Source organism: Kribbella aluminosa (assembly GCF_017876295.1).
GTDB classification, from domain to species: Bacteria; Actinomycetota; Actinomycetes; order Propionibacteriales; family Kribbellaceae; genus Kribbella; species Kribbella aluminosa.
The window spans coordinates 2,878,330-2,896,690 of sequence record NZ_JAGINT010000002.1; the positions used below are offsets into that span (position 1 = coordinate 2,878,330).

The window sequence follows — 18,361 nt, forward strand, 5'->3', positions numbered from 1 at the left end:
AGGCATTCGTCGACCGCGACGGGACATCGCGCGGCGAACGGACACCGGTCAGGCAGGTCAATGAGCAGGGGCGGGTTGCCGGTGATGGGCACCAGCGGAGAATCCGACCGGTCGTCAGAGCGTGGGACGGCGCCCAGCAGACCGATCGTGTAGGGCATTCGAGAGTGGTGGAAGATCTCGTCCACGCCGGCCCTGCTCGACCGGTCGGCCGGCGTACATCACCATGACGTCGTCGGCCAGACCGGCCACCACGCCCAGGTCGTGCGTGACGAAGATGACGGCGGCGCCGGTCTCCGTCTGGGCCTTCTTCAGCAGGTCCAGCACCTGCGCCTGAATGGTGACGTCGAGGGCCGTGGTCGGCTCGTCCGCGATGATCACCTGCGGATCGTTCGCGATGGCGAGGGCGATCACGACCCGCTGCCGCATCCCTCCGGACAACTCGTGCGGGTAGGAGCGCATTCGCTGTGCCGGGTTCGGGATGCCGACCAGGTCGAGCAGTTCGATTCCGCGCTCCCAGGCGCGGTTCTTCCCGAGTTCCTGATGGACCCGAATCGCCTCTACGAGCTGCTTGCCGATGCTGTGCACGGGAGTCAGGCTGGTGAGCGGATCCTGGAAGACCATCGCGATATCGTTGCCGCGCACGGCCGACAGCTGCTTGTCGGTGAGGCCGAGGAGTTCGCGGCCCAAGAGGCGGATGGACCCGCTGACCCGGGCATTGTCCGGGAGCAGCCCCATCACCGACAGCGCGGTCACCGACTTGCCCGAGCCGGACTCGCCCACGATGCAGAGAGTGCGCCCGGGATGGAGCTCGAACGAGACCCCCCGTACGGCGTCCACGGTGCCCGCCTCGGACGGGAAGGACACCTGGAGATCGTCCACCCGCAGTACAGGCCCGCCGCGGACCTCCCCAGGGACGGTGACCGCTGGAGTTGTAGACGTCATGCGTGGCCTCCCGCCCGCGAGTTCGGGTCCAGGGCATCGCGGAGCCCGTCGGCGATGAAGGCCATCGAGACGGTCAGCAGAGTCAGCGTCACGGCAGGGAACCAGAACTGCCACGGAGCGCTGTAGAGCAGCGAGCTGCCGTCACCGATGAGCGCTCCGAGAGACACATCGGGGGTCTTGACGCCGAACCCGAGAAACGACAGTCCGGTCTCGGCCTGGATAGTCGTCACGACGCCGAGGGTGAAGTGGATGGTCAGCATCGAGCCGATGTTCGGTACGATGTGGCGCCGCACGACGGCGGCCGCTCCGAGTCCCATGTAGCGGGCGGCGGCGACGTACTCGCGTTCGCGCAGCGACATGGCCATCGTCCACACGACGCGGGCGTAATACATCCAGCCGAAGACGATCAGAACGACGATCAGCATTCGCCAATTGCCGTTCACACTGTTCGACACGAGGGCCAGGATGAGGAAGCTCGGGACGACGAGCAGGAAGTGGATGATTTCCAGCACGATGCGTTCGATGCGGCCACCGAGGTAGGCCGCGATGGAACCGACGAAGGCAGAAACCGCCGTTGTGCACAGCGACACCAGCACACCGATGGTGAGCGAACGCTGGATGCCATGTGCCAGTTGGGCGTACACGTCGTTCCCCGACCCCGTGGTACCGAACCAGTGCTGACGACTCGGGCCGGTGCCGATAGCAAGGAAGTCGACGTCGCTGTAGGTCCAGTGCACGAGGTGGCCGCCGATCATGCCGAACAGTGCAATCAAGACGAAGACGCCGACGCCGGCGACGGCCGTCCGATTGCGCAGGAACCGCTTGAGGTACAGCCGAGACTTCCGGGTACTCCGAGGCAACGTTCGTGCCTCCAAGGAATTGCGGGTAACGCCGTCGGCGCGGACGGTCTGGTTGGCCACGTCAGCTCACCCGCACCCGCGGGTCGAGGATGCCGACCACGACGTCGGAGAGCACAGCACCGATCGCCGTGACGACGGAGCCGAAGGCGGCCACGGCGACGGCACCGTGGATGTCATTCTTGGAGATGGTGGTGACGAAGTATCGCCCCATGCCTTCCCAGCCGAAGATCGTCTCTGCGATCACGGCACCCGTGAAGATGCCGGGTATCGAGAACGCTATGGAGGTCGCCACCGGGATGATCGAGGTGGGCAGCGCATGGCGCCGGATGGCGGTCGCCTTGGTCAGCCCCTTGGCTCGGGCGGTGCGGACATAGTCGGCACCGATGTTGTCGAGCAGCAGCGCCCGTTGCAGGAAGTGATAGCCGGAGTAGCCGGTGACGACCAAGGTGACCGTCGGCAGGATCAGGTGCTGGACACCGTCCAGCAGACCGGGGAGGAAACCTCGCGTGCCGACGCTACCGGACCCGGCGACGAACAGCACCGTTCGGCCGAGCTGGTTGTTCAGTGCGATGCCGGCCACCACAGCGGCAAGTGCCATCACCGGCGTGGGGATGTTGAGGGTCACCACCGACACCTGCTGCAGGATTCGATCGGAAGCCTTGTACTGGCGGGATGCGGTGAAGACACCGAGCGCGATCCCGATCAAGGCCGTGAGCACGGTTGCCCCGAGAACGAACTCCGCGCTGACCCAGATCCGGGTCGCGACCTGGTCGTTGACCGAGGCACCCTCCGGGCTGGCGCCCCAGTTCCAGTGCAGGACGATCGCGGTGATCCAGTCCCACCAGCGGTGCAGGATCGGTTCCTTGTCGTTGAGGTTGAAGCGGGTCAGATTCGCATCGACAGCGAACTCGGGCACCGGTGGTCGCCGCTGGAGGTAGTTGGCGCGGGGGTCGAGGAAAGCCGAGGCCAGGAAGTAGGTGAGATTCGTAGCCAGGACGATCATCAGCGCCCAGCCGAGGATCCGGCGCAGGATGTACTTCGTCATCGACGATCCCTTCTCGTCGTAGAGGCCCGGAAGCCGTTCGGCGCTGAGGGGAGGTCTATCGAGCCGACGAGCGGCGTGGAGCACATATCCGCCACTGGCACGATCCGGCCAGCAGGGTCAGGTGGGTGACAGAGGTGCGCAATCCGGCCATTGGCGCGCCTGGGACCATGCCGACGGCAACTTCCGCAAGAGTTTCTGAGTCAAATGCGGACCACTACCAAGGAAGCCCATGGCCAGCGACTTTCTCGAGGACCAGATCAGAACCCGCAACTTCTCGCTCGGACGACCGACACAGCTGAAGGTGAGTGCTGATGGGCGGAGAATCCTGTTCTGCCGCGCTGCGAACGGCTTCAGCGATCTCGTCAGCCTCTGGTCGTACGACGTCGAGAATGGAACTGAGCAACTGCTGTACGAGCCTGACAGATCGGATTCACCGCTGGCAGCCGAGGAACGGGTACGTCGGGAGCGGCAGCGGGACCGCTCGCGCGGAGTGAGCCGGTTCAGCACAGATACTTCAGGTACGTTGATCGTGACCGCGGTCGAGGGTCGGCTGATCGTGGTTGACGCCGCGAGTGGATCCGTTCGTGAGATGCCAACAGCGGGCCCGGTCATCGCGCCGTCGCTGAACCGAGCAGGAACTGCCGTGGCTTATGTGAGTGGTGGGTGTCTGTTCGTGCTGGAGCTCTCGGACCTGCACAGCAAGGCGTTGCTGCAGTCTCCCGAGCCCGAGGTCAGCTATGGACTGCCCGAGCACGTCGCTGCGGAGTCGTTCGATCGTCAGGAGGGCTTCTGGTGGTCGCCGGATGGTCAAAGCATCCTCGTCGCTCGCGTCGACAACTCGCGGCTGCCGGTCGTCCACCTCGCCGACCCCACGGACCCGGTCGCCGAGCCCAGAAGTCTGCGCTATCCCACGGCCGGCGGACCGAACGCCGATGTGAGCCTGTCGATCGTCGGACTCGACGGGCGGGCTACGGAGGTCGTCTGGGATCGGTTGGGCTATGAGTACCTTCTGCGCGTCCTGTGGGACGCGCACGGGCTGCTGATCATGGTCCAGAACCGTGCGCAGACAAAGATTGTCCTGCTGGCCGTGGATCCGGCGACCGGGGTGACCCGCGAAATCTATGCCAGGGAGGAAGCAACGCCTATCCCGGTCCGGACCGGAGTCCCCGCGCGGCTCGCCTCAGGTCAGGTCCTGTGGATCGGCGGCGGCGGCGACGCGGTCAGCCTGCTAGTGGACGGCGAAGTCGTGACACCGCGCGAGCTGCAAGTTCGTGCGGTCATCGACGTCGAAGGCGACAGCGTTCTGTTCCGGGCCACCGACGAGCCGACCCAGACCCACGTTTACCGGTGGACGCCGGACGACGGAGTGATTCGGGAGTCGACCGATGCGGGGGTGCACGATGCTGTGCGTGGCGGAGGGACCATTGCGCTCTCGAGCCAAAGTCTTGACCTCGACGGTGTGCAGGTCGTCGTGCGTTCACAAGGGCGCCCGGACGGTGGAATCGCCTCCCGCTCGCATCCGTCGCCGACTCCAAGGGTCGACATCTTCCGGGCCGGGCAACGGGACGTCCGGACTGCCGTCGTTCTGCCCCGCGACGAGAAGTTGGCGTCCGGACCACTGCCGGTCCTGTTCGCGCCGTACGGCGGACCGGGTGGACAGCGCGTGACTCAGGCGCGTGGCGGTTATCAGCTGCCGCAGTGGTTCGCCGACCAGGGCTTCGCCGTGGTCATCGCGGACGGCCGTGGGACCCCCGCTCGGGGCCGAGCGTGGGAGCAGGCGATCTGGCTGGACAAGGCCGGCCCCGTGCTGGAAGACCAGGTGGCGATCATCGACGATGTCGCCGCCCGCTACCCGCAACTGGACTTCGGGCGGGTCGGTATCCACGGCTGGTCGTTCGGTGGGTACCTTGCCGCGCTCGCGGTACTCCGGCGCCCGGACGTGTTCCATGCCGCCGTCGCTGGTGCCTCGGTGACTGACCAGCGGCTGTACGACACGCATTGGGCCGAGCGTTATCTGGGACATCCCGATGAGCAAGCAGCGGCGTACGACCGGTGCTCGCTCATGCTCGAGGCGCACCAGTTGCGTCGACCGCTCCTGATGGTGCACGGCTTGGCCGACGACAACGTTCTGCCAGTGCACACGTTCCGCCTGTCCGAGGCGCTGACAGCCGCAGGCAGGCCACACGGTGTGGTGCCGCTGCGAGGGGTCAGCCACATGATCTCCGATCCGGAGGTCGCGATAGCCCTGCGCCGCATGGAGGTCGAGTTCTTCCATCAACATCTGGGTACGTCCACCCGCGTATAGGCGCAGCACCCGCAGGACCTTGCGCAACAACCCGCCCCGCTGGCGTCGGACGGCCGGCGCGATGACCAGTGCCGGCCAAGCCGGCAGCAGCGCGGCGAAGATCCCGATCAGTAGGTCGAGCCAGAAGGATCCGGTCAGAGCTGATCCACCACCCGCAGCCGTGAGGCCGCGGGCGTAGGCGCTTCGGCGTGAATCGCGCCTTGCTCGAACGCGGCGAGTTCGGTGGCGACCGGCTCGATGGCATCACGGCCGCCAGGCCGCCTTCGTCGTCGAAGTAGTCGCCTTCGGCCATCTTGGCCCAGCCAGTTGCCGAGGCGCTCAGGGCCGGCATACAGCGCGCCGAGGGACCGCAGCTTGCGCCAGACCTGTACACGCAGGATTCCGGCCCCACGGCTCTCGGCATAGGGGCTGCGGCGTTCCAGGACGGGCTGCCGTTGTTCGGCGATGCGTTCGCCGTGGCCCAGGACGGCGCGGCCGGGCGATCCGGGCGAGGGCGGTGGCGATGGCCTCCGCCCAGACCGGCAATCTTGAGCGGACCTTCCTTACCTGGCAGCGAAGACCTTGTCGAAGGTGCTCGGGAGCGCGACGGTCGGTGGGTATCGGGTCGAGCGAGTCGACGTCTTCACCAACGTCGGGCGTCGCCGATGTCGAGCAGGTCAGCGCTGCGGTTCGATTCGCGCGGACCGGGGCGCGATCCTGCCCATCAACGCGTTGAACATCGACTGCCACTGCCGGCCATCCAGGCTGTCGCCGGCGACCTCCGTCACATCAGCTGGATTCCACAAACCCGGCGTGATGACGCGGTGGCTGCGCCACGCACACCACCATGCCGCACATCGCCATGTCCCCCAGACCCTCAGCGGCGGGTGAAAGGGAAAAGCGTCAGTCGAGGGTGTACGCCGCGGTCTGTATTCTGTAAAGCTCGGCGTAGCGGCCATCAGCGTTCAGCAGGTCCTGATGTGTGCCGTGCTCGACCAGGGTGCCCTTGTCGAGGACGAGGATGAGGTCGGAACCGGCGACGGTGGAGAATCTGTGCGACACGATGACGGTGATGGCTCCGGTGCTGCGGGCGAGCGACCGGGCCCGTTTCATGTAGCGCTCGAAGATGGTGTGTTCGCTGGGCGCGTCCAGGGAAGCTGTCGGCTCGTCCAGGACGAAGAGCAGGGGAGCTTGGCGCATGGAGGCACGCGCGAGGGCGGTCTTCTGCCATTGACCCTCGGAGAGGTCGACGCCGCCGAAGGCCCGGCCGAGGCTGGTGTCGAGACCGTTCGGCAGACTGTCCACAATCCCGTCGGCATCTGCCTGCCTGACGGCGTCGGCGATGCGCGCGGAGTTGGAGATGTGCTGCAGGTCGCCGAGTCCGACGGCCTCGGCGAACGTGGTCTGCGGGTAACGGCCGAAGTCCTGGTATGCGGCGCTCGTTCGCGCGCGCCAATCGTCGGTGTGCAGGGCGGCCAAGTCAGTGCCGTCGACCAGAATGCTGCCACTGTCCGGTTGGTAGAACTTGCCCAGCAGCTTGATGAGTGTGGACTTCCCCGAACCGTATTCCCCGACGACCGCAACTACTGAACCCGCCGGCAGGGTGACACTCACGTCCTGCAGCGCCGGGTGCAGCGTGCCTGGGTAGGTGTGGCACACACCCTTGAACTCGATACCGTCGCGCAACGCGGGCGGTGGGGGGAGGGTTCCGTTGGCACGCGCACGGTCGGTTTCCGCATAGGATCGTAGCCAGAGATACGGCTCGATGACGACGCCGGCGCTCATCGTGCCGGTGAGCTGGCTGACCGCGGCCTGGACTGTCTGCTGCAGCGACGCGGCGAGGGTCACGGTCATCACCACGTCTCCCACCGAGCGGCCCGAGGTCGTATGCATGACCACGAAGGCGAGCGTGGCGGTGAACCCGGCGGTGAAGGCTGCCCATCCCACCAGCCTCCACAGGAAGGCATGCAGCCGAGCGCGGAAGCGTTGCCGCACCATGACGTTCCATGCGTGGTTCTGGTGCTCGAGGAGTCGCTCGGTGGCACCGCTGATGCGGATCTCCTTGCTCGCGGCAACGTCGGTGGAAAGTTCGAACAGGCGTCGCTGGAGGCGGAACTTCTCGGCGGTTGCAGTCTGGGCCTGATGGTGCAGCCTTCGCGCACGGGAGTCGCACCACAGCGGCACCGCCGCCAACGCGAACAGACACAGCAGCCAGGGCGACACGCTACCGAGCAGGAGCAGCACGAGCAGGAGTTGTACGGCCGAGAAGAGCGTGCGGATGGCGGTCCACATGCCGGCCACGAGTTCCCACGAGGAGGTCCGCAGCAGGCCGATGCGGTCCAGGTAGTCTCCGCGCTCCATGTGCTCGGTGCCTTCGAGCGTCGCGACCTCGTGGGTGATTCGGCTCGCCAGCCAGGCCGGACCGATCTTCTCGACCACCAGGAAGTTGCCGATCAGGTCACGTAGGCGTGCGGTCACCAACGTCGCCGTGGCTGCCAGTGCCGCTCCGCAGGCTCCGATCAGCGCCTCGGTGCTGTCGCCGTACGCGGCCCCCGTTGGCGGCAGCGCGCAGGGCCAGCGCCATTCCCACCCCGGCCAGCAGGGTTACCACCTCGACGGCGAGGTTCACGGTCATCAGCACCGGGGTGCGCTCGCTGGTCACGCGCAAGATGTCCCACCAGAAGCGAAGGTAGCGAGCACTGTTCATCGGGCTTCGTCCTCGATCCTGTCGTTGTCACCGGAGCGGAAGCGCTCAGCTTGAATCGTGAACAGGCGTGCGTAGGTGCCGCGCTGTGTCATGAGTTCGTCGTGCGTGCCGCTCTCCGTGATCCGTCCGCCGTCGAGCAGGACGATGCGGTCGGCGTCGCGGACGGTGGACAACCGGTGAGAGATCAAGACAATGCCGGCATCCCGCCGGCGGTCAACGATCCGATGGAACACGTCGAACTCGGTGCGGACGTCCAGGTGCGCGGTCGGCTCGTCCAGGACGAGCACATCCACGCCGCTGCGGACGGCATACAAGGCCCGTGCCAGCACGACTTGCTGCCATTGCCCGCCGGACAGATCAACCCCTCCGGTGCGCGAGCGCGACAGTGGCGTATCCCAGCCCCCAGGAAGCTGGGCAACCAGTCCGGCGAACCCCGCGTCCTCGGCTGCCTCGACGACACGGCTGTGTTCGGCCGGGACACTCGCACGGCCCAGCGCGATGTTCTCCGAGACGGACAGCGGGTAGCGGACGAAGTCCTGGAACACGATCGCGAGACGCCGTCGCCACTGTGCGGCCTCGAGGTCGGCGATGTCTACACCGTTGGCAGTGATGCGGCCCGACGTCGGGACGTACAGGCCCCCGAGAAGTTTGATCAATGTGGACTTGCCGGCGCCGTTGAGCCCCACCACGGCAAGCAGTTCGCCGGGATGCAGGGTCAGGTTCAGATGGGTGAGGACGGGCCGGTCCGTCCCTGGATAGCGGAACGATACGTCTTCGAAACGAATGACGACGCGACCTTCGGGGATCGTCGCTGCGGCAGCCCGCACTGCATCCTTCTCGCTCTCACCGAGATCCCGTTCCAGTTCGTCCATTGCTGTCAGGCCCGGCAACGCTCCGTCGATGTCGACGGCGTCCGTGTAGCTGAGGGCGCCGAGCACCGACCACGCTGCGGCAAGGACGGCCGTCTCGACGGCGACGGTGCCCGGACCGTACACGGTGTCCCACATGACCAAGAAGTACGCCGCGAGCAACGGCGGCCCGACGACAACAGCCACCAGCCACTGCCGTTTCGCGCTACGCTCGGCTGCCGCCCAGGTCGGTGCGCATTGCGCCAGCGTGTGGTGCCGGGACTTGGCCGTCGCCCAGTCGGCGAGGCCGAACGTCCGGACCTCCTTGCCCTCGGTCCACTCCGTCGCGAGCTGAGTCCAGTGCCGGGCATGGATCTCGTCCATCAGACCGGAGCGGTCAAGCGAGAGTGCGGCGGCGAATTCCCGGCGCCACATCCATCGGCAGAAGAGGGCGGGAAGCAGCACAAGGGCAACGAGCCACCACGCATAGGCGGCGAGCACCAGGCACGAAGCCAGCAGGCCGACGTAGCGCACCGCCAGCGCGAGCTGAGCCAGGGCCCCTTCGCCCGGAGTCCGTTCACCCCAGAACTCCCGCTCTCCGCGCGCGAGTCGCAGCAACTGGCGCGTACGCGGACGTTCCAACGCATCGATCGTTGCGGCACGGGAGACCAGGCGGACCACAGCGGCCCGGTGTTGACCGTCGATGCGCTGCAGAGCCAGGTACGTCAGCGGGCCGGCCAACTCCTGGGTGATCCGGCCGAGGAGGAAGGCGCCCCCAAGGAGCACAACAGGCAGCAATGCGCTGTCGACAATGGCCTCTTGCGGTCCGTTCATCAGCCTGCCTACCAGGAACCCGGTGGCGAGCGCGGTGCCTGCGGGAACCAGTGCGGCCACTGTCTCCACTGCGGCGACTGTCACCGCCAGACCGATCCCGGCCTGCCGAAGAATGAGCATCAGTAGAATCCGCTTCTTCAATGACGCCACTGGGCGACCCCCTCGACTAGACCGACGGCGACTATTGCAGACACGACCACATTCGCGCAAGGAGAAATACCCGAAAGTCCATTTGACGGCGCCTGAAATGACGCCGAGAGCCTGGTGATTAATATCCTTCATCGCCAATGAGGCCATTAATCCGGCTCTTTGCAGTGAGTCGGCGTCGTCCCGTGGTTGGCTGTGCTCCGGCCTGGCGGCCGGCGCACGCATGCTGGACTCGGAGGCGTTGGCTGCTGGGGCTTCTGGCTCCGCAGGCGCCTCGGCCGACGTCCTGAATGAGTCTGTTGGTGCTGCAGTCCTGGCGGTCCGGATTGTGCCCAGGCGGCCGCGGCGAAGGTGCCGACGGGCGCAGGTGACGGCGACCGTTTTGACTGTCTCGAGGATCTCGGCGACGACCGCCCCGTTCCGGGCTTGTGGTGCTCGACGTTGGTCGGAAGCATGCCCCTGAAGGCCAACCTCTGCGTCTGCTGCAAATGAACTAATGGCAGTCGTTGTCACGGTGATGCAGCGCAGGTGTCCGCGGTTCAACGAGCCAGCCCTAGCAATATTCGGCGGGCCGCCGAGGCTGTCCCGACACTCGACGGGATCGTGCAGCAAATCGGACTGGACTATCAAGGTGATAGGCGCCCCTCGCCGACCAATTCCTACCGAGATGTGCCTCGTCGAGATCGCTGACCCGAAATGGACGCACCCACGGAATCCGGATCTCTTCGATGTCCCGCTCCTCAGATTCTTCGTGCGACGACGGGAGGAAGGACGGCACCCGGAAAAAGTTGTGCAGGCGGTCCGGGCGATAAAGAGGTCGGGGTCCGAGAACAGCCGGGTGCGTTGGCGGTGCCAACAGACGTAGATTGGTCCGATGCTCAGCAGGGTCGGCACGACAACAGCCACGGCGTCAGACCGTCGTACCGGTTCCGGCGCGGGCCCGGAGATCTCGGCGCCTCCGACTCCGACGATGTCGTCCGCGATTGTGGGTCGAGGGAACTGGGCCATTGCATTCCTTCGGCAGGGCGTCCTCATCGCAGCAGCGCTGGTTGCCCACCTGGTCGGCGGAAGCCTTGCCCTGCCACAGCGGTGCGAGATTGGGTGCCTCGAGTTGGCGGACTCTGGCCGGCGATCCATCTCGCACCGCGCGAACAGCTTCCTTGTTCTTCGATCGCGAGGAGACGACCGTCGTCTTGCGGTGACGACCCACCGGTTCGTCTTCTGCGTGGACAGCCGGACGATCTGGAAGTCCTTGGCCAGCTTCGCCCCGGACAGGTCGGAGCGGTTGTGCGACGCGACCCGCGTCGTCGTGCATCGCCGTTGATGAACCAGTCGATCCCGGCGATGTCGGTCAGCTGCTGGATCTTCGGTGCAGCGCCGTTGCTGAGCACGTCGTCGTCGGCCACCGGGAACCAGTTCTAGTAGGTGATTGCGATCGCCCATTGCCGGGGTGAACCCGTGGATGCCGTGCGTCTTGACCTGGGCGCTGATCGTGGCCGCGGTGCGGAGGATCTCGTCCCGGGTCCAGTTGTCCGTCGATTACTGTTGGCCGGCCTTGTCGAAGATCGCCTTGTTGCAGAACAGCGGCACCGAGTCGAAGTTGTTCCCGCCGGACGATAACCGTGCAGAACGCCCGGGAACAGCCAGAGCGCGGCGGGGGCCTGGACCTGTGTGATCCGGCGGCTCGGGCCGTGCAGGAGCGCGCCGTGTCCCGCCCTGAGCAGCACGGCCGCGTGACAGCCGAGAGCGCGTTCAGGGCTCGGCTGGGGCTGATTCCGCACCTCGCCGGCGCCGAGGCAGAAGAGTCCAAGTTGCCGATGTGCTGCGCCGGGGGTGCGGTAGATCGACCAGTTCTCAGACCGCCGTCGGCGCCGGGCCTTGAGATGTCATATACACAAGAATCCAATAGCCGGGCGACAGATGTCCAGGCGCCGCCCCCCACGACGTCGCCCGGGCTCACGCCCGGCTGCGCGCGCGAGGCCGAAGGGGGGTACCTGGCGGAACTCCGACGAACGAGAGCGGCTGGAACTCCGACCGACGACTCGGGCCTATTGTCTCAGCTGGTCAAGGGGGCCGTAGGTCGCCAGCGCCGTGAGAATGTAGGGGTTCAGGATCTCGTCGTCGTGAGCGAGGACGAAGCGCCAGAGACGGCCGTAGAGATCGTGGACGACCGGGCGGAACGGCTCCGGAACGGTGTCGTCCGCGCGCCGTCCCAGCGTCCTTCGCTGCCCGGCTGGACGGGCGATCAGGTTCACCATCTCACCGGGATCGGTTTCTCGGTCATACAGTTCGTCATCGTCGAACAAGTTGACGACCAGCTTCCACCGGTCGGTCAGCACGATCCGCTGGATGCCGTAGACCTCGTTGCCGTTGGACTGGAAAACCAGATCGCGTGTCGCCGGGGCATCCGGTGACCTGAGATCGGCGGCGACCGACTGACCCGACATCGGCGAGGTCGCAGCTACCCCGCAGAGATCGAGAAGAGTCGGGCCGAGGTCAACCAGTGTGGTCGGACGTTCGAACACGCGTACCTGGCGCGGCTGGCCCGGGCCGCGGTCCGCGTCCTTGATCAGCATCGGCACCTGGTAGGCCGGTAAGAAGCTCGGCAGGCCCTTTGCCCAAAGGCCGTGCTCCCCGGTGTAGTCGCCATGATCGGACACGTAGAGCACGATCGTGTTGTCGTAGTGGCCGGTCTCGACCAGTGCGTCGAGGAGACGTCCGAAGAGCTCGTCCTCGTAGCTGCAGAACGCGAGGTAGTGGTGCAGTGCAGCGCGGTGCTCGCGCTCGGTGAGCTGGTCGAAACGATCGCGCGCTCGACGGTACATGGCCGGCTTGTCGGCCATGTCGTCGACGAAGGTCGGGGGCAACTCGATCTCGGTGGGGTCGTAGAGGTCGAGGAACCTCTGCGGCGGCACATAGGGATCGTGCGGACCGAGGGTCCCGACGTACAGGGCGAACGGTTCGTCGTCGGGGGCGGAGCGGATGTATTTCACCCCCCGGTCAACGACATCGTCGTCACCGAAGGGGTTCTCGCGGGTCCCGTACAGGGACCAGGCAGGCCAGCCCGGACGGAGGATCTGTCCGTCGCGGCGTTCGCCGTCAATGACACTCGGGCTGCTCCGGACCAGGATCTCGCGCTGACTTGCGATCGCCTCGGCGCGCTGTCGATCGTCCGACTGCGGCTCGACCGGGAACGGTGGTGCCGCGTTCAGCTCTTCCCAGCCGTACGCCGACGGACCCTGACGGTTCGCCACGTGCCACTTACCCGTGAAGCCAAGCCGGTAACCGGCCTGAGCGAGATCGGTCGACCAGAACGGAACGCCCTCACGTGGCCCTCGGCTCAGTGCGTTCGGCACGTTGACGTTGTTCCACACACCGTGTTCCGAAGGGTAGAGCCCGGTGAAGAAGCTCGCGCGGGCCGGGCAGCAATGCGGCGAAGGGGTGAACCCTCGGCAGAATGTGGTCGTGTCATTGGCGAACGCGTCGAGCCGCGGTGTCAACGCACGCAGCGGATGACTGCCGCTGACGGTCACGCCTCGCTGCTGGTCGGTCATGAAAATCACGATGTTCGGGCGGGACGGCATTATGGCCTTTCGTAGGTCGTCCCGTCCGAGCCGACGTCGTACTCGTCGAACTGACGGCTGGGATTGGGGCGGGGGACAAGTGCATGGACATCCCGAAGCCAATCGTCGAGGAGCCGGCCAAGGTCGGCCCGGTGGCTGACTTCGGTCGCGGCGAGGTTCAGCGTCTCGCCGGGGTCGCTCGTCAGCTCGAAGAGGGACTCGGTTGCTGTCTCGTAGCGTCTCATGAGCTTCCAGCGCCCCCGTCGTACGGCGGAGCAGGGACTGGCGCCGCCGTAGTTGTAGTGCGGGAAGTGCCAGAACAGTGCGCGCCGGGAGAGCTCGTCGATATCTGGACCCGGGTGCGTCATCAGACCTGCGAGACTTCGCCCGTCGAGATGTCTTTCCGGCAGTTGACTGAGCCCGGAGAGCTCGAGCAGCGTCGGAAAGAGGTCCAGCCCACTGACGGGGGTGTGGACCGTCGTGCCGCCCTGGACTGCATCCCGGTCCCGGAGGCATGCCGGCTTGATGATCATCGGGACCCGAAGGCCGCCCTCTTCGAGCCAGCCTTTGCCCTCCGACAACGGCTCGTTGCTTGTCGGGGCGCTGTTCGAGTGCAGTCCACCGTTGTCGGAGGTGAAGACGACCACGGTGTCGTCGAGGATCGCGTTCCGACGCAGCGCGTCGGCCACCCGTCCGACATTGGTGTCCAAGTTGCTGATCATGGCCGCGTACGTCGGGTTGCCCTGCAGGCGTCGCCGCCGGACCCGAGCACCGGTGGTGTTCCAGTAGGGCAGGGGTTCGCCGATCTCGATGTCGCGATCAGCGCCGCGCCCCAGCGTCTCGGCGCGCGCCGTCTGTGCGGCCACGAGATCACTGGGAGCCTGCAGCGGTGTGTGCACCGCGTAGTGCCACAGGTTCAGCAGGAACGGACGTGAGTCCGCGCCGGAAGCCCGTTCGGCTGAAGCCTTGTCGATCAACGCGATGGCCTCGGTGGTCAGTCGATCGGTGAGGTACTCGCCGGCTGGGGCCGTCGTCGAGCGTCGGACACCCGTACGGGCTCAGGTAGGTCCGCGGGCTGCCCCAATCGCAACCACCCACGTTGACGTCGAAACCGTGCCGCTGCGGCCACGAGTGCTCGGGACCGAGGTGCCACTTCCCGACGTGCCAGGTCCGGTAGCCGGCGGCCCGGAACGCGCGCGCGTAGGTGTACTCGTTCCTGGGCAGCTGCCCGAACGACGGCACGTCCGCGAGCCGTCCGACGCCGTGTCCACCGACGATCTGGGTCAGGCCGATCCGCGCCGGGGCGCGCCCGGTCAGCAGGCTGGCACGAGAAGGGGAGCAGTTCGGTGCGGCCGAGTACGCCTGGGTGAATGTCACTCCCGCCGCCGCGAGTGCGTCGATCTGGGGCGTCTGGTAGAAGTCGGAGCCGGTGCAGCCGAGGTCCCGCCAGCCGAGGTCGTCGACGACGATGACCACGACGTTCGGCGAGGTCACTCAGCGCTCCTTGTAGTCTGCGTCGCCGTAGTCCTTGATGGGATCCCAGTTGCCGAAGACGCGGTCGGCCCGGGACACGACGGCTCCTTGCTTGCGCACCTTGGCGATCGCGTCGTCCAGCGAACGCTCGTAGCGGTCGTTGGTTTCTTGAAGCGCCTTGGGCAGGTTGTCGACCTGGCCGAGGAGGTATCCCTGCACGATCTCTCCGAATGTCGGCGAGGCCGGCTTCTGCACCAGTGCGACCTTCTGGTTGGCCGCGTTGACCAGCAGCGGGTCGGGCAGCATCCGGCAGAATTCGTCCGCGAGATCGAAGCTGACCTTGTCGTGCGGGTCGATCGTCGCGGACTTCCTGAGATTCGCGACCGCCGTCTCCGACCAGCCCGCGTTGGCGGAGCCGCAGTACCGGGCCCAGGCGCCCTGCCCTTCCGGGGTGCCCAGGAAATGCAGGAGATCGCCGGCGACGGCCTTGTGGTCATCGGGTGCATCGAGCGCGACGCTGTACATCGTTCCGCCGCGGCTGGTTCCGATGTGGCCGTGGTTCTGCGGGGCGGGTGGGGCCGCGACGCCGTACTCGAACCGAGGGAAGTTCTGCTTGTAGTTGGAGATCTGGTAGGCCCCGGTCAGCATCATGCTGACCTGTCCCAGCGGGAACTGTTTGCGGCTGGCATCGTCGGTTCCCACCGAACCCCACCCTGGGAACAGGACCTTCTCCTTGACCATCGCCTGGAACATCTCGATGATGTCGACCTTCAGATCGGAGGCAAAGTCGTAGCGGCCCGTCCGGTAGTCGAAGCCAGGTGTGCCGTGCTCGAGCTCGGACAGCGCCTCGACCAGGCCGCCGAAACTGCCGTCGATCCCGCCGTGCAGGAATCCGAAGTACTTTCCCGCGCCCTGCGTGGTCAGTCGTGTCGCCGCCGCGCGGAACGCGTCGCGGGTGAAGGGCGAGCCCACCGGGTCGAGGCCGGCGTCGCCGAGCTGGCGCTTGTTGAACAGCAACAGCGGATCCAGCGAGCGGCCACCCCCGGACACCATCGAGTACATCTTGCCGTCGAACATATTCCTTCCCGCGACGTTGACCCCGAAGGGCATGGCGTTCTTCCACGCCTCGAAGTCGGGCACGATGTCGTCGATCCGGCGCCAGCCGGCCGGAGGCGATCAATGCCGGCAGCGGAATGTTGATCACGTGGAAGACGTCGGCGGTGTTCCGGCTCCGGAGCTGTAGAGGCAAGACCTCGGCGATCTTGGCGTTGGGCAGCTCGTCGTACTCCACGGTGATGTTCGGATGCGCCTTGTGGTACGCCGAGAACAGCGCCTTGAACAAGGGCGACTTGGCGCTGGGGCCGCCGCTCATCCACCGGATCGACACGTCGCCAGACGGCAACGGCTGGATCGGGTCGGGGATCGAGATACCACCGGGGTCGGCCGCTGATCCACGGCCAGAGCTGACCTGGACCTTGCACCCGCTGAGCGCTGCGGCAGCCGCCAACCCCAAGCCGACGCCCCCGAGCAGCCGCCGGCGGCCGATTCTCAACCCCTGTTCGAATTCGATCTGGTTCATGTCGAGGAGCTCCTCACTCTGGCACGGCTCTCCCGAAGACCGTAGGGTAAGCGCGATGTTATTCACAAGGCCTTGATTAATAGATTCGAAGAGTGGGCCGCGAAGAGGAGGCCACATGGCCAGCATCACCGCCTCCCGGGGAACCGGGCGCCAACCGGCTGCTGCCACCGCGCCGCGACCGCGGCCGAAGCAGCAGCAACGACGCGGCATCTGGTTCTGGTGCTACGTCTTCATGCTCCCCGCCGCGGTACTCGGCGCCCTCTTCACCTTCTACCCGATGGTGATGTCGTGGGTGATCTCGTTCATGGACTGGAACGGCTTCACCGCCCACGGGACCTTCATCGGACTGGCGAACTACCGCGAGCTGATCGGCGACAGCATGTTCTGGCAGGCCTTCGGCCGATCGATGATCTTCATGGTGGTCGGCACACCGATCAGAGTCGTTCTTTCGCTGCTGGTCGCCATCGCCCTGAACAGCCAAATCGTCAGGTGCCGGCCAGCGATCCGGACGTTCTTCTTCCTCCCGGTGATCACGACCGCAGCCGTCGTCGGAGTGGTCATGAGTTTCGTGCTGGGTTCCTACCAAGGCCCGGTGAACACCTTGCTGATGGCCCTGCACCTCACCGACAGCCCGATCGAGTTCCTGGCCGATCCGAGGACGGCGATCTGGAGCGTGGTCGGCGTCCAGATCTGGAAGAACTTCGGCATGACGATGATCTACTGGCTTGCCGCACTCCAGACGGTCCCGGCGGAGCTGTACGACGCCGCCAGGGTCGACGGAGCGAGCCGGATCGCGGTACTGCGTCACATCACCGTGCCGCTGTTGCTGCCTTTCGCCCTGGTGATCATTGTCCTGACCGCTAAGGAGAACCTGCACGCCTTCGCCCTCGTGCAGTCGATGACGGCCGGCGGTCCGTTCTTCAGCACCCAGGTGATCGAGGTGTACATCTACCAGACCGCGTTCGCCGCCGGTGAGACCGGCGGCCAGCCCCGGCTCGGCTACGCATCGGCCGCCGGGTGCTTCTTCGGCGTTGTCACTCTCGTGATCGCGGTCTTCCAGCTCTACGCGGTGAAACGCGTCAACGACCTCCGCGGACAGCTCGGCAAAGGACGTGCGGCATGACCGGAACCCCGCCAACCACCGCAGACACGAGATCGGCATTGCGCCGGCGGCGACGGGCGTTCGAGGCTGGCCGGGTGACACTGATCACCGGAGTCCTGCTGCTGATCTGCGCCGTCTGGATCTACCCGTTCCTGTGGAATCTCAGTGCCTCTGTCAAGAGCCCAGCCGAGGTGTTCGACGGTCTGAACCCCTTTCCTTCGGTCGTCCGGCTCGACAACTACGTCCGGGCGTGGACCGACGGCTGGATGGGACGCTACTTCCTGAACACGGTCTTCATCACGTTCTTCTCCATCGTCATCTCCGTCACCGTCACTGCGCTGATCGGCTACGTGCTCGGGCGATACGCCTTTCCGGGCAAGAAGGTGGTGATCGCCTTGTTCGCGGTATCGGTGTTCATGCCCGAGGGCTACACGATCATCCCGAGCTTCGACCTGATCCACACGTTGCACTTGGACAACTCGTTGTGGGGCATCACGCTCGCCGAAGCCGGTGGCGCCCACGTCGTCGCCGTGCTCCTCTTCGCGGGTTTCTTCCGGCAACTCCCGGGCGAGCTCGAGGAGGTCGCACGAGTCGACGGGGCCGGCTTCCTGCGCATCTTCGCCCGGATCTACCTCCCGCTCGCGAAACCCGTTACGGCCACGGCGATCATCCTGCAGTTCATGGCGAGCTGGAACAGCTTCCTGCTCCCGCTCGTCCTCACCTTGTCGCGGCCCGACCTGCGCACTCTCGCGGTCGGGATCTATTCGTTCCAGGGCGAGCACCAGACCGACTTCGGCGCGATGGCGGCCGCATCGGCCATCGCACTGATTCCGATCGTCGTCGTATTCCTCGTCCTGCAGCGCTATTTCGTGGAGAGCGTCGCGGGCGCAATGAAAGGCTGACCGATGACCTTACTTGCCTCCGGACGGAGCACAGTGCAGCGGCAGAGAGCCGAATTCGTGGGCGGCTACGATTGT

At 66.0% G+C, this 18,361-nt stretch carries 14 protein-coding genes and 1 pseudogene; 4 read left to right on the forward strand and 11 right to left on the reverse strand.

Annotated features, from left to right (window positions below):
• Window positions 1–5: 5 nt before the first annotated feature.
• From JOF29_RS43985 to JOF29_RS35070, 4 genes and pseudogenes are all read right to left on the reverse strand, one after another.
• Window positions 6–158 (reverse strand): annotated as a pseudogene (locus tag JOF29_RS43985) (oligopeptide/dipeptide ABC transporter ATP-binding protein); the annotation flags it as partial.
• Window positions 115–942, reverse strand: a complete 828-nt coding sequence (locus tag JOF29_RS43990) for an ABC transporter ATP-binding protein (RefSeq protein ID WP_245359753.1) — start codon at window positions 940–942, stop codon at window positions 115–117. The pseudogene JOF29_RS43985 and the gene JOF29_RS43990, both read right to left, overlap by 44 nt.
• On the reverse strand, window positions 939–1,862 hold the full coding sequence (locus tag JOF29_RS35065) for an ABC transporter permease (protein ID WP_307863849.1): 924 nt from the start codon (window positions 1,860–1,862) through the stop codon (window positions 939–941). The genes JOF29_RS43990 and JOF29_RS35065 overlap by 4 nt, the downstream gene beginning before the upstream one ends.
• Window position 1,863: 1 nt before the next feature.
• Window positions 1,864–2,847: an ABC transporter permease gene (locus JOF29_RS35070; protein WP_209698649.1), complete on the reverse strand. Its 984-nt coding sequence runs from the start codon at window positions 2,845–2,847 to the stop codon at window positions 1,864–1,866.
• A gap of 229 nt (window positions 2,848–3,076) precedes the next feature.
• Here JOF29_RS35070 and JOF29_RS35075 point away from each other — a divergent pair, with 229 nt between their 5' ends.
• Window positions 3,077–5,152, forward strand: coding sequence for a S9 family peptidase (locus JOF29_RS35075; protein ID WP_209698650.1), 2,076 nt, complete (start codon window positions 3,077–3,079; stop codon window positions 5,150–5,152).
• 882 nt (window positions 5,153–6,034) lie between these two features.
• Here the strand turns inward: JOF29_RS35075 and JOF29_RS45710 are convergent.
• Genes JOF29_RS45710 through JOF29_RS35090 form a run of 3 tightly spaced genes read right to left on the reverse strand, consistent with a single transcriptional unit; the run spans window position 6,035 to window position 9,670 of the window.
• Window positions 6,035–7,609, reverse strand: a complete 1,575-nt coding sequence (locus tag JOF29_RS45710) for an ABC transporter ATP-binding protein (protein WP_209698651.1) — start codon at window positions 7,607–7,609, stop codon at window positions 6,035–6,037.
• Window positions 7,590–7,838, reverse strand: a complete 249-nt coding sequence (locus JOF29_RS35085; protein WP_209698652.1) for a hypothetical protein — start codon at window positions 7,836–7,838, stop codon at window positions 7,590–7,592. The genes JOF29_RS45710 and JOF29_RS35085 overlap by 20 nt, the downstream gene beginning before the upstream one ends.
• On the reverse strand, window positions 7,835–9,670 hold the full coding sequence (locus JOF29_RS35090) for an ABC transporter ATP-binding protein (RefSeq protein ID WP_209698653.1): 1,836 nt from the start codon (window positions 9,668–9,670) through the stop codon (window positions 7,835–7,837). The genes JOF29_RS35085 and JOF29_RS35090 overlap by 4 nt, the downstream gene beginning before the upstream one ends.
• A 1,195-nt stretch (window positions 9,671–10,865) precedes the next feature.
• Here JOF29_RS35090 and JOF29_RS44925 point away from each other — a divergent pair.
• Window positions 10,866–10,991, forward strand: a complete 126-nt coding sequence (locus tag JOF29_RS44925; protein WP_281067458.1) for a hypothetical protein — start codon at window positions 10,866–10,868, stop codon at window positions 10,989–10,991.
• A 724-nt stretch (window positions 10,992–11,715) separates the two neighbouring features.
• On the opposite strand, the gene JOF29_RS35095 is transcribed toward JOF29_RS44925, so the two are convergent.
• From JOF29_RS35095 to JOF29_RS35110, 4 genes are read right to left on the reverse strand one after another with little or no spacing between them, the layout of a single operon-like run.
• Window positions 11,716–13,251 carry a sulfatase family protein gene (locus JOF29_RS35095; protein ID WP_344748383.1) on the reverse strand — a complete coding sequence of 512 codons (1,536 nt, stop codon included), beginning with the start codon at window positions 13,249–13,251 and terminating at the stop codon, window positions 11,716–11,718.
• Window positions 13,251–14,207 carry a sulfatase-like hydrolase/transferase gene (locus JOF29_RS44005; protein ID WP_281067459.1) on the reverse strand — a complete coding sequence of 319 codons (957 nt, stop codon included), beginning with the start codon at window positions 14,205–14,207 and terminating at the stop codon, window positions 13,251–13,253. Before JOF29_RS44005 ends, JOF29_RS35095 begins: the two co-directional genes overlap by 1 nt.
• Window positions 14,101–14,724 (reverse strand): sulfatase-like hydrolase/transferase, encoded by a 624-nt coding sequence (locus tag JOF29_RS44930; protein WP_209698656.1) that lies wholly within the window; start codon window positions 14,722–14,724, stop codon window positions 14,101–14,103. The genes JOF29_RS44005 and JOF29_RS44930 overlap by 107 nt, the downstream gene beginning before the upstream one ends.
• Window positions 14,725–15,843, reverse strand: a complete 1,119-nt coding sequence (locus JOF29_RS35110; protein WP_209698657.1) for an ABC transporter substrate-binding protein — start codon at window positions 15,841–15,843, stop codon at window positions 14,725–14,727.
• 554 nt (window positions 15,844–16,397) lie between these two features.
• Here JOF29_RS35110 and JOF29_RS35115 point away from each other — a divergent pair.
• Together JOF29_RS35115 and JOF29_RS35120 are read left to right on the forward strand one after the other, a co-directional pair.
• Window positions 16,398–17,405, forward strand: a complete 1,008-nt coding sequence (locus JOF29_RS35115) for a carbohydrate ABC transporter permease (protein ID WP_209698658.1) — start codon at window positions 16,398–16,400, stop codon at window positions 17,403–17,405.
• 74 nt (window positions 17,406–17,479) lie between these two features.
• Window positions 17,480–18,286 carry a carbohydrate ABC transporter permease gene (locus JOF29_RS35120; RefSeq protein ID WP_307863850.1) on the forward strand — a complete coding sequence of 269 codons (807 nt, stop codon included), beginning with the start codon at window positions 17,480–17,482 and terminating at the stop codon, window positions 18,284–18,286.
• The last annotated feature ends 75 nt before the right edge of the window (window positions 18,287–18,361 follow it).

Excerpts from the sequence above, each read along its gene's own strand:
- JOF29_RS43990 (WP_245359753.1), bottom strand. The coding sequence starts at position 942 with ATGACGTCTACAACTCCAGCGGTCACCGTCCCTGGGGAGGTCCGCGGC.
- JOF29_RS35070 (WP_209698649.1), bottom strand. The coding sequence starts at position 2,847 with ATGACGAAGTACATCCTGCGCCGGATCCTCGGCTGGGCGCTGATGATC.
- JOF29_RS35075 (WP_209698650.1), top strand. The coding sequence starts at position 3,077 with ATGGCCAGCGACTTTCTCGAGGACCAGATCAGAACCCGCAACTTCTCG.
- JOF29_RS35085 (WP_209698652.1), bottom strand. The coding sequence starts at position 7,838 with ATGAACAGTGCTCGCTACCTTCGCTTCTGGTGGGACATCTTGCGCGTG.
- JOF29_RS35095 (WP_344748383.1), bottom strand. The coding sequence starts at position 13,251 with ATGCCGTCCCGCCCGAACATCGTGATTTTCATGACCGACCAGCAGCGA.
- JOF29_RS35115 (WP_209698658.1), top strand. The coding sequence starts at position 16,398 with ATGGCCAGCATCACCGCCTCCCGGGGAACCGGGCGCCAACCGGCTGCT.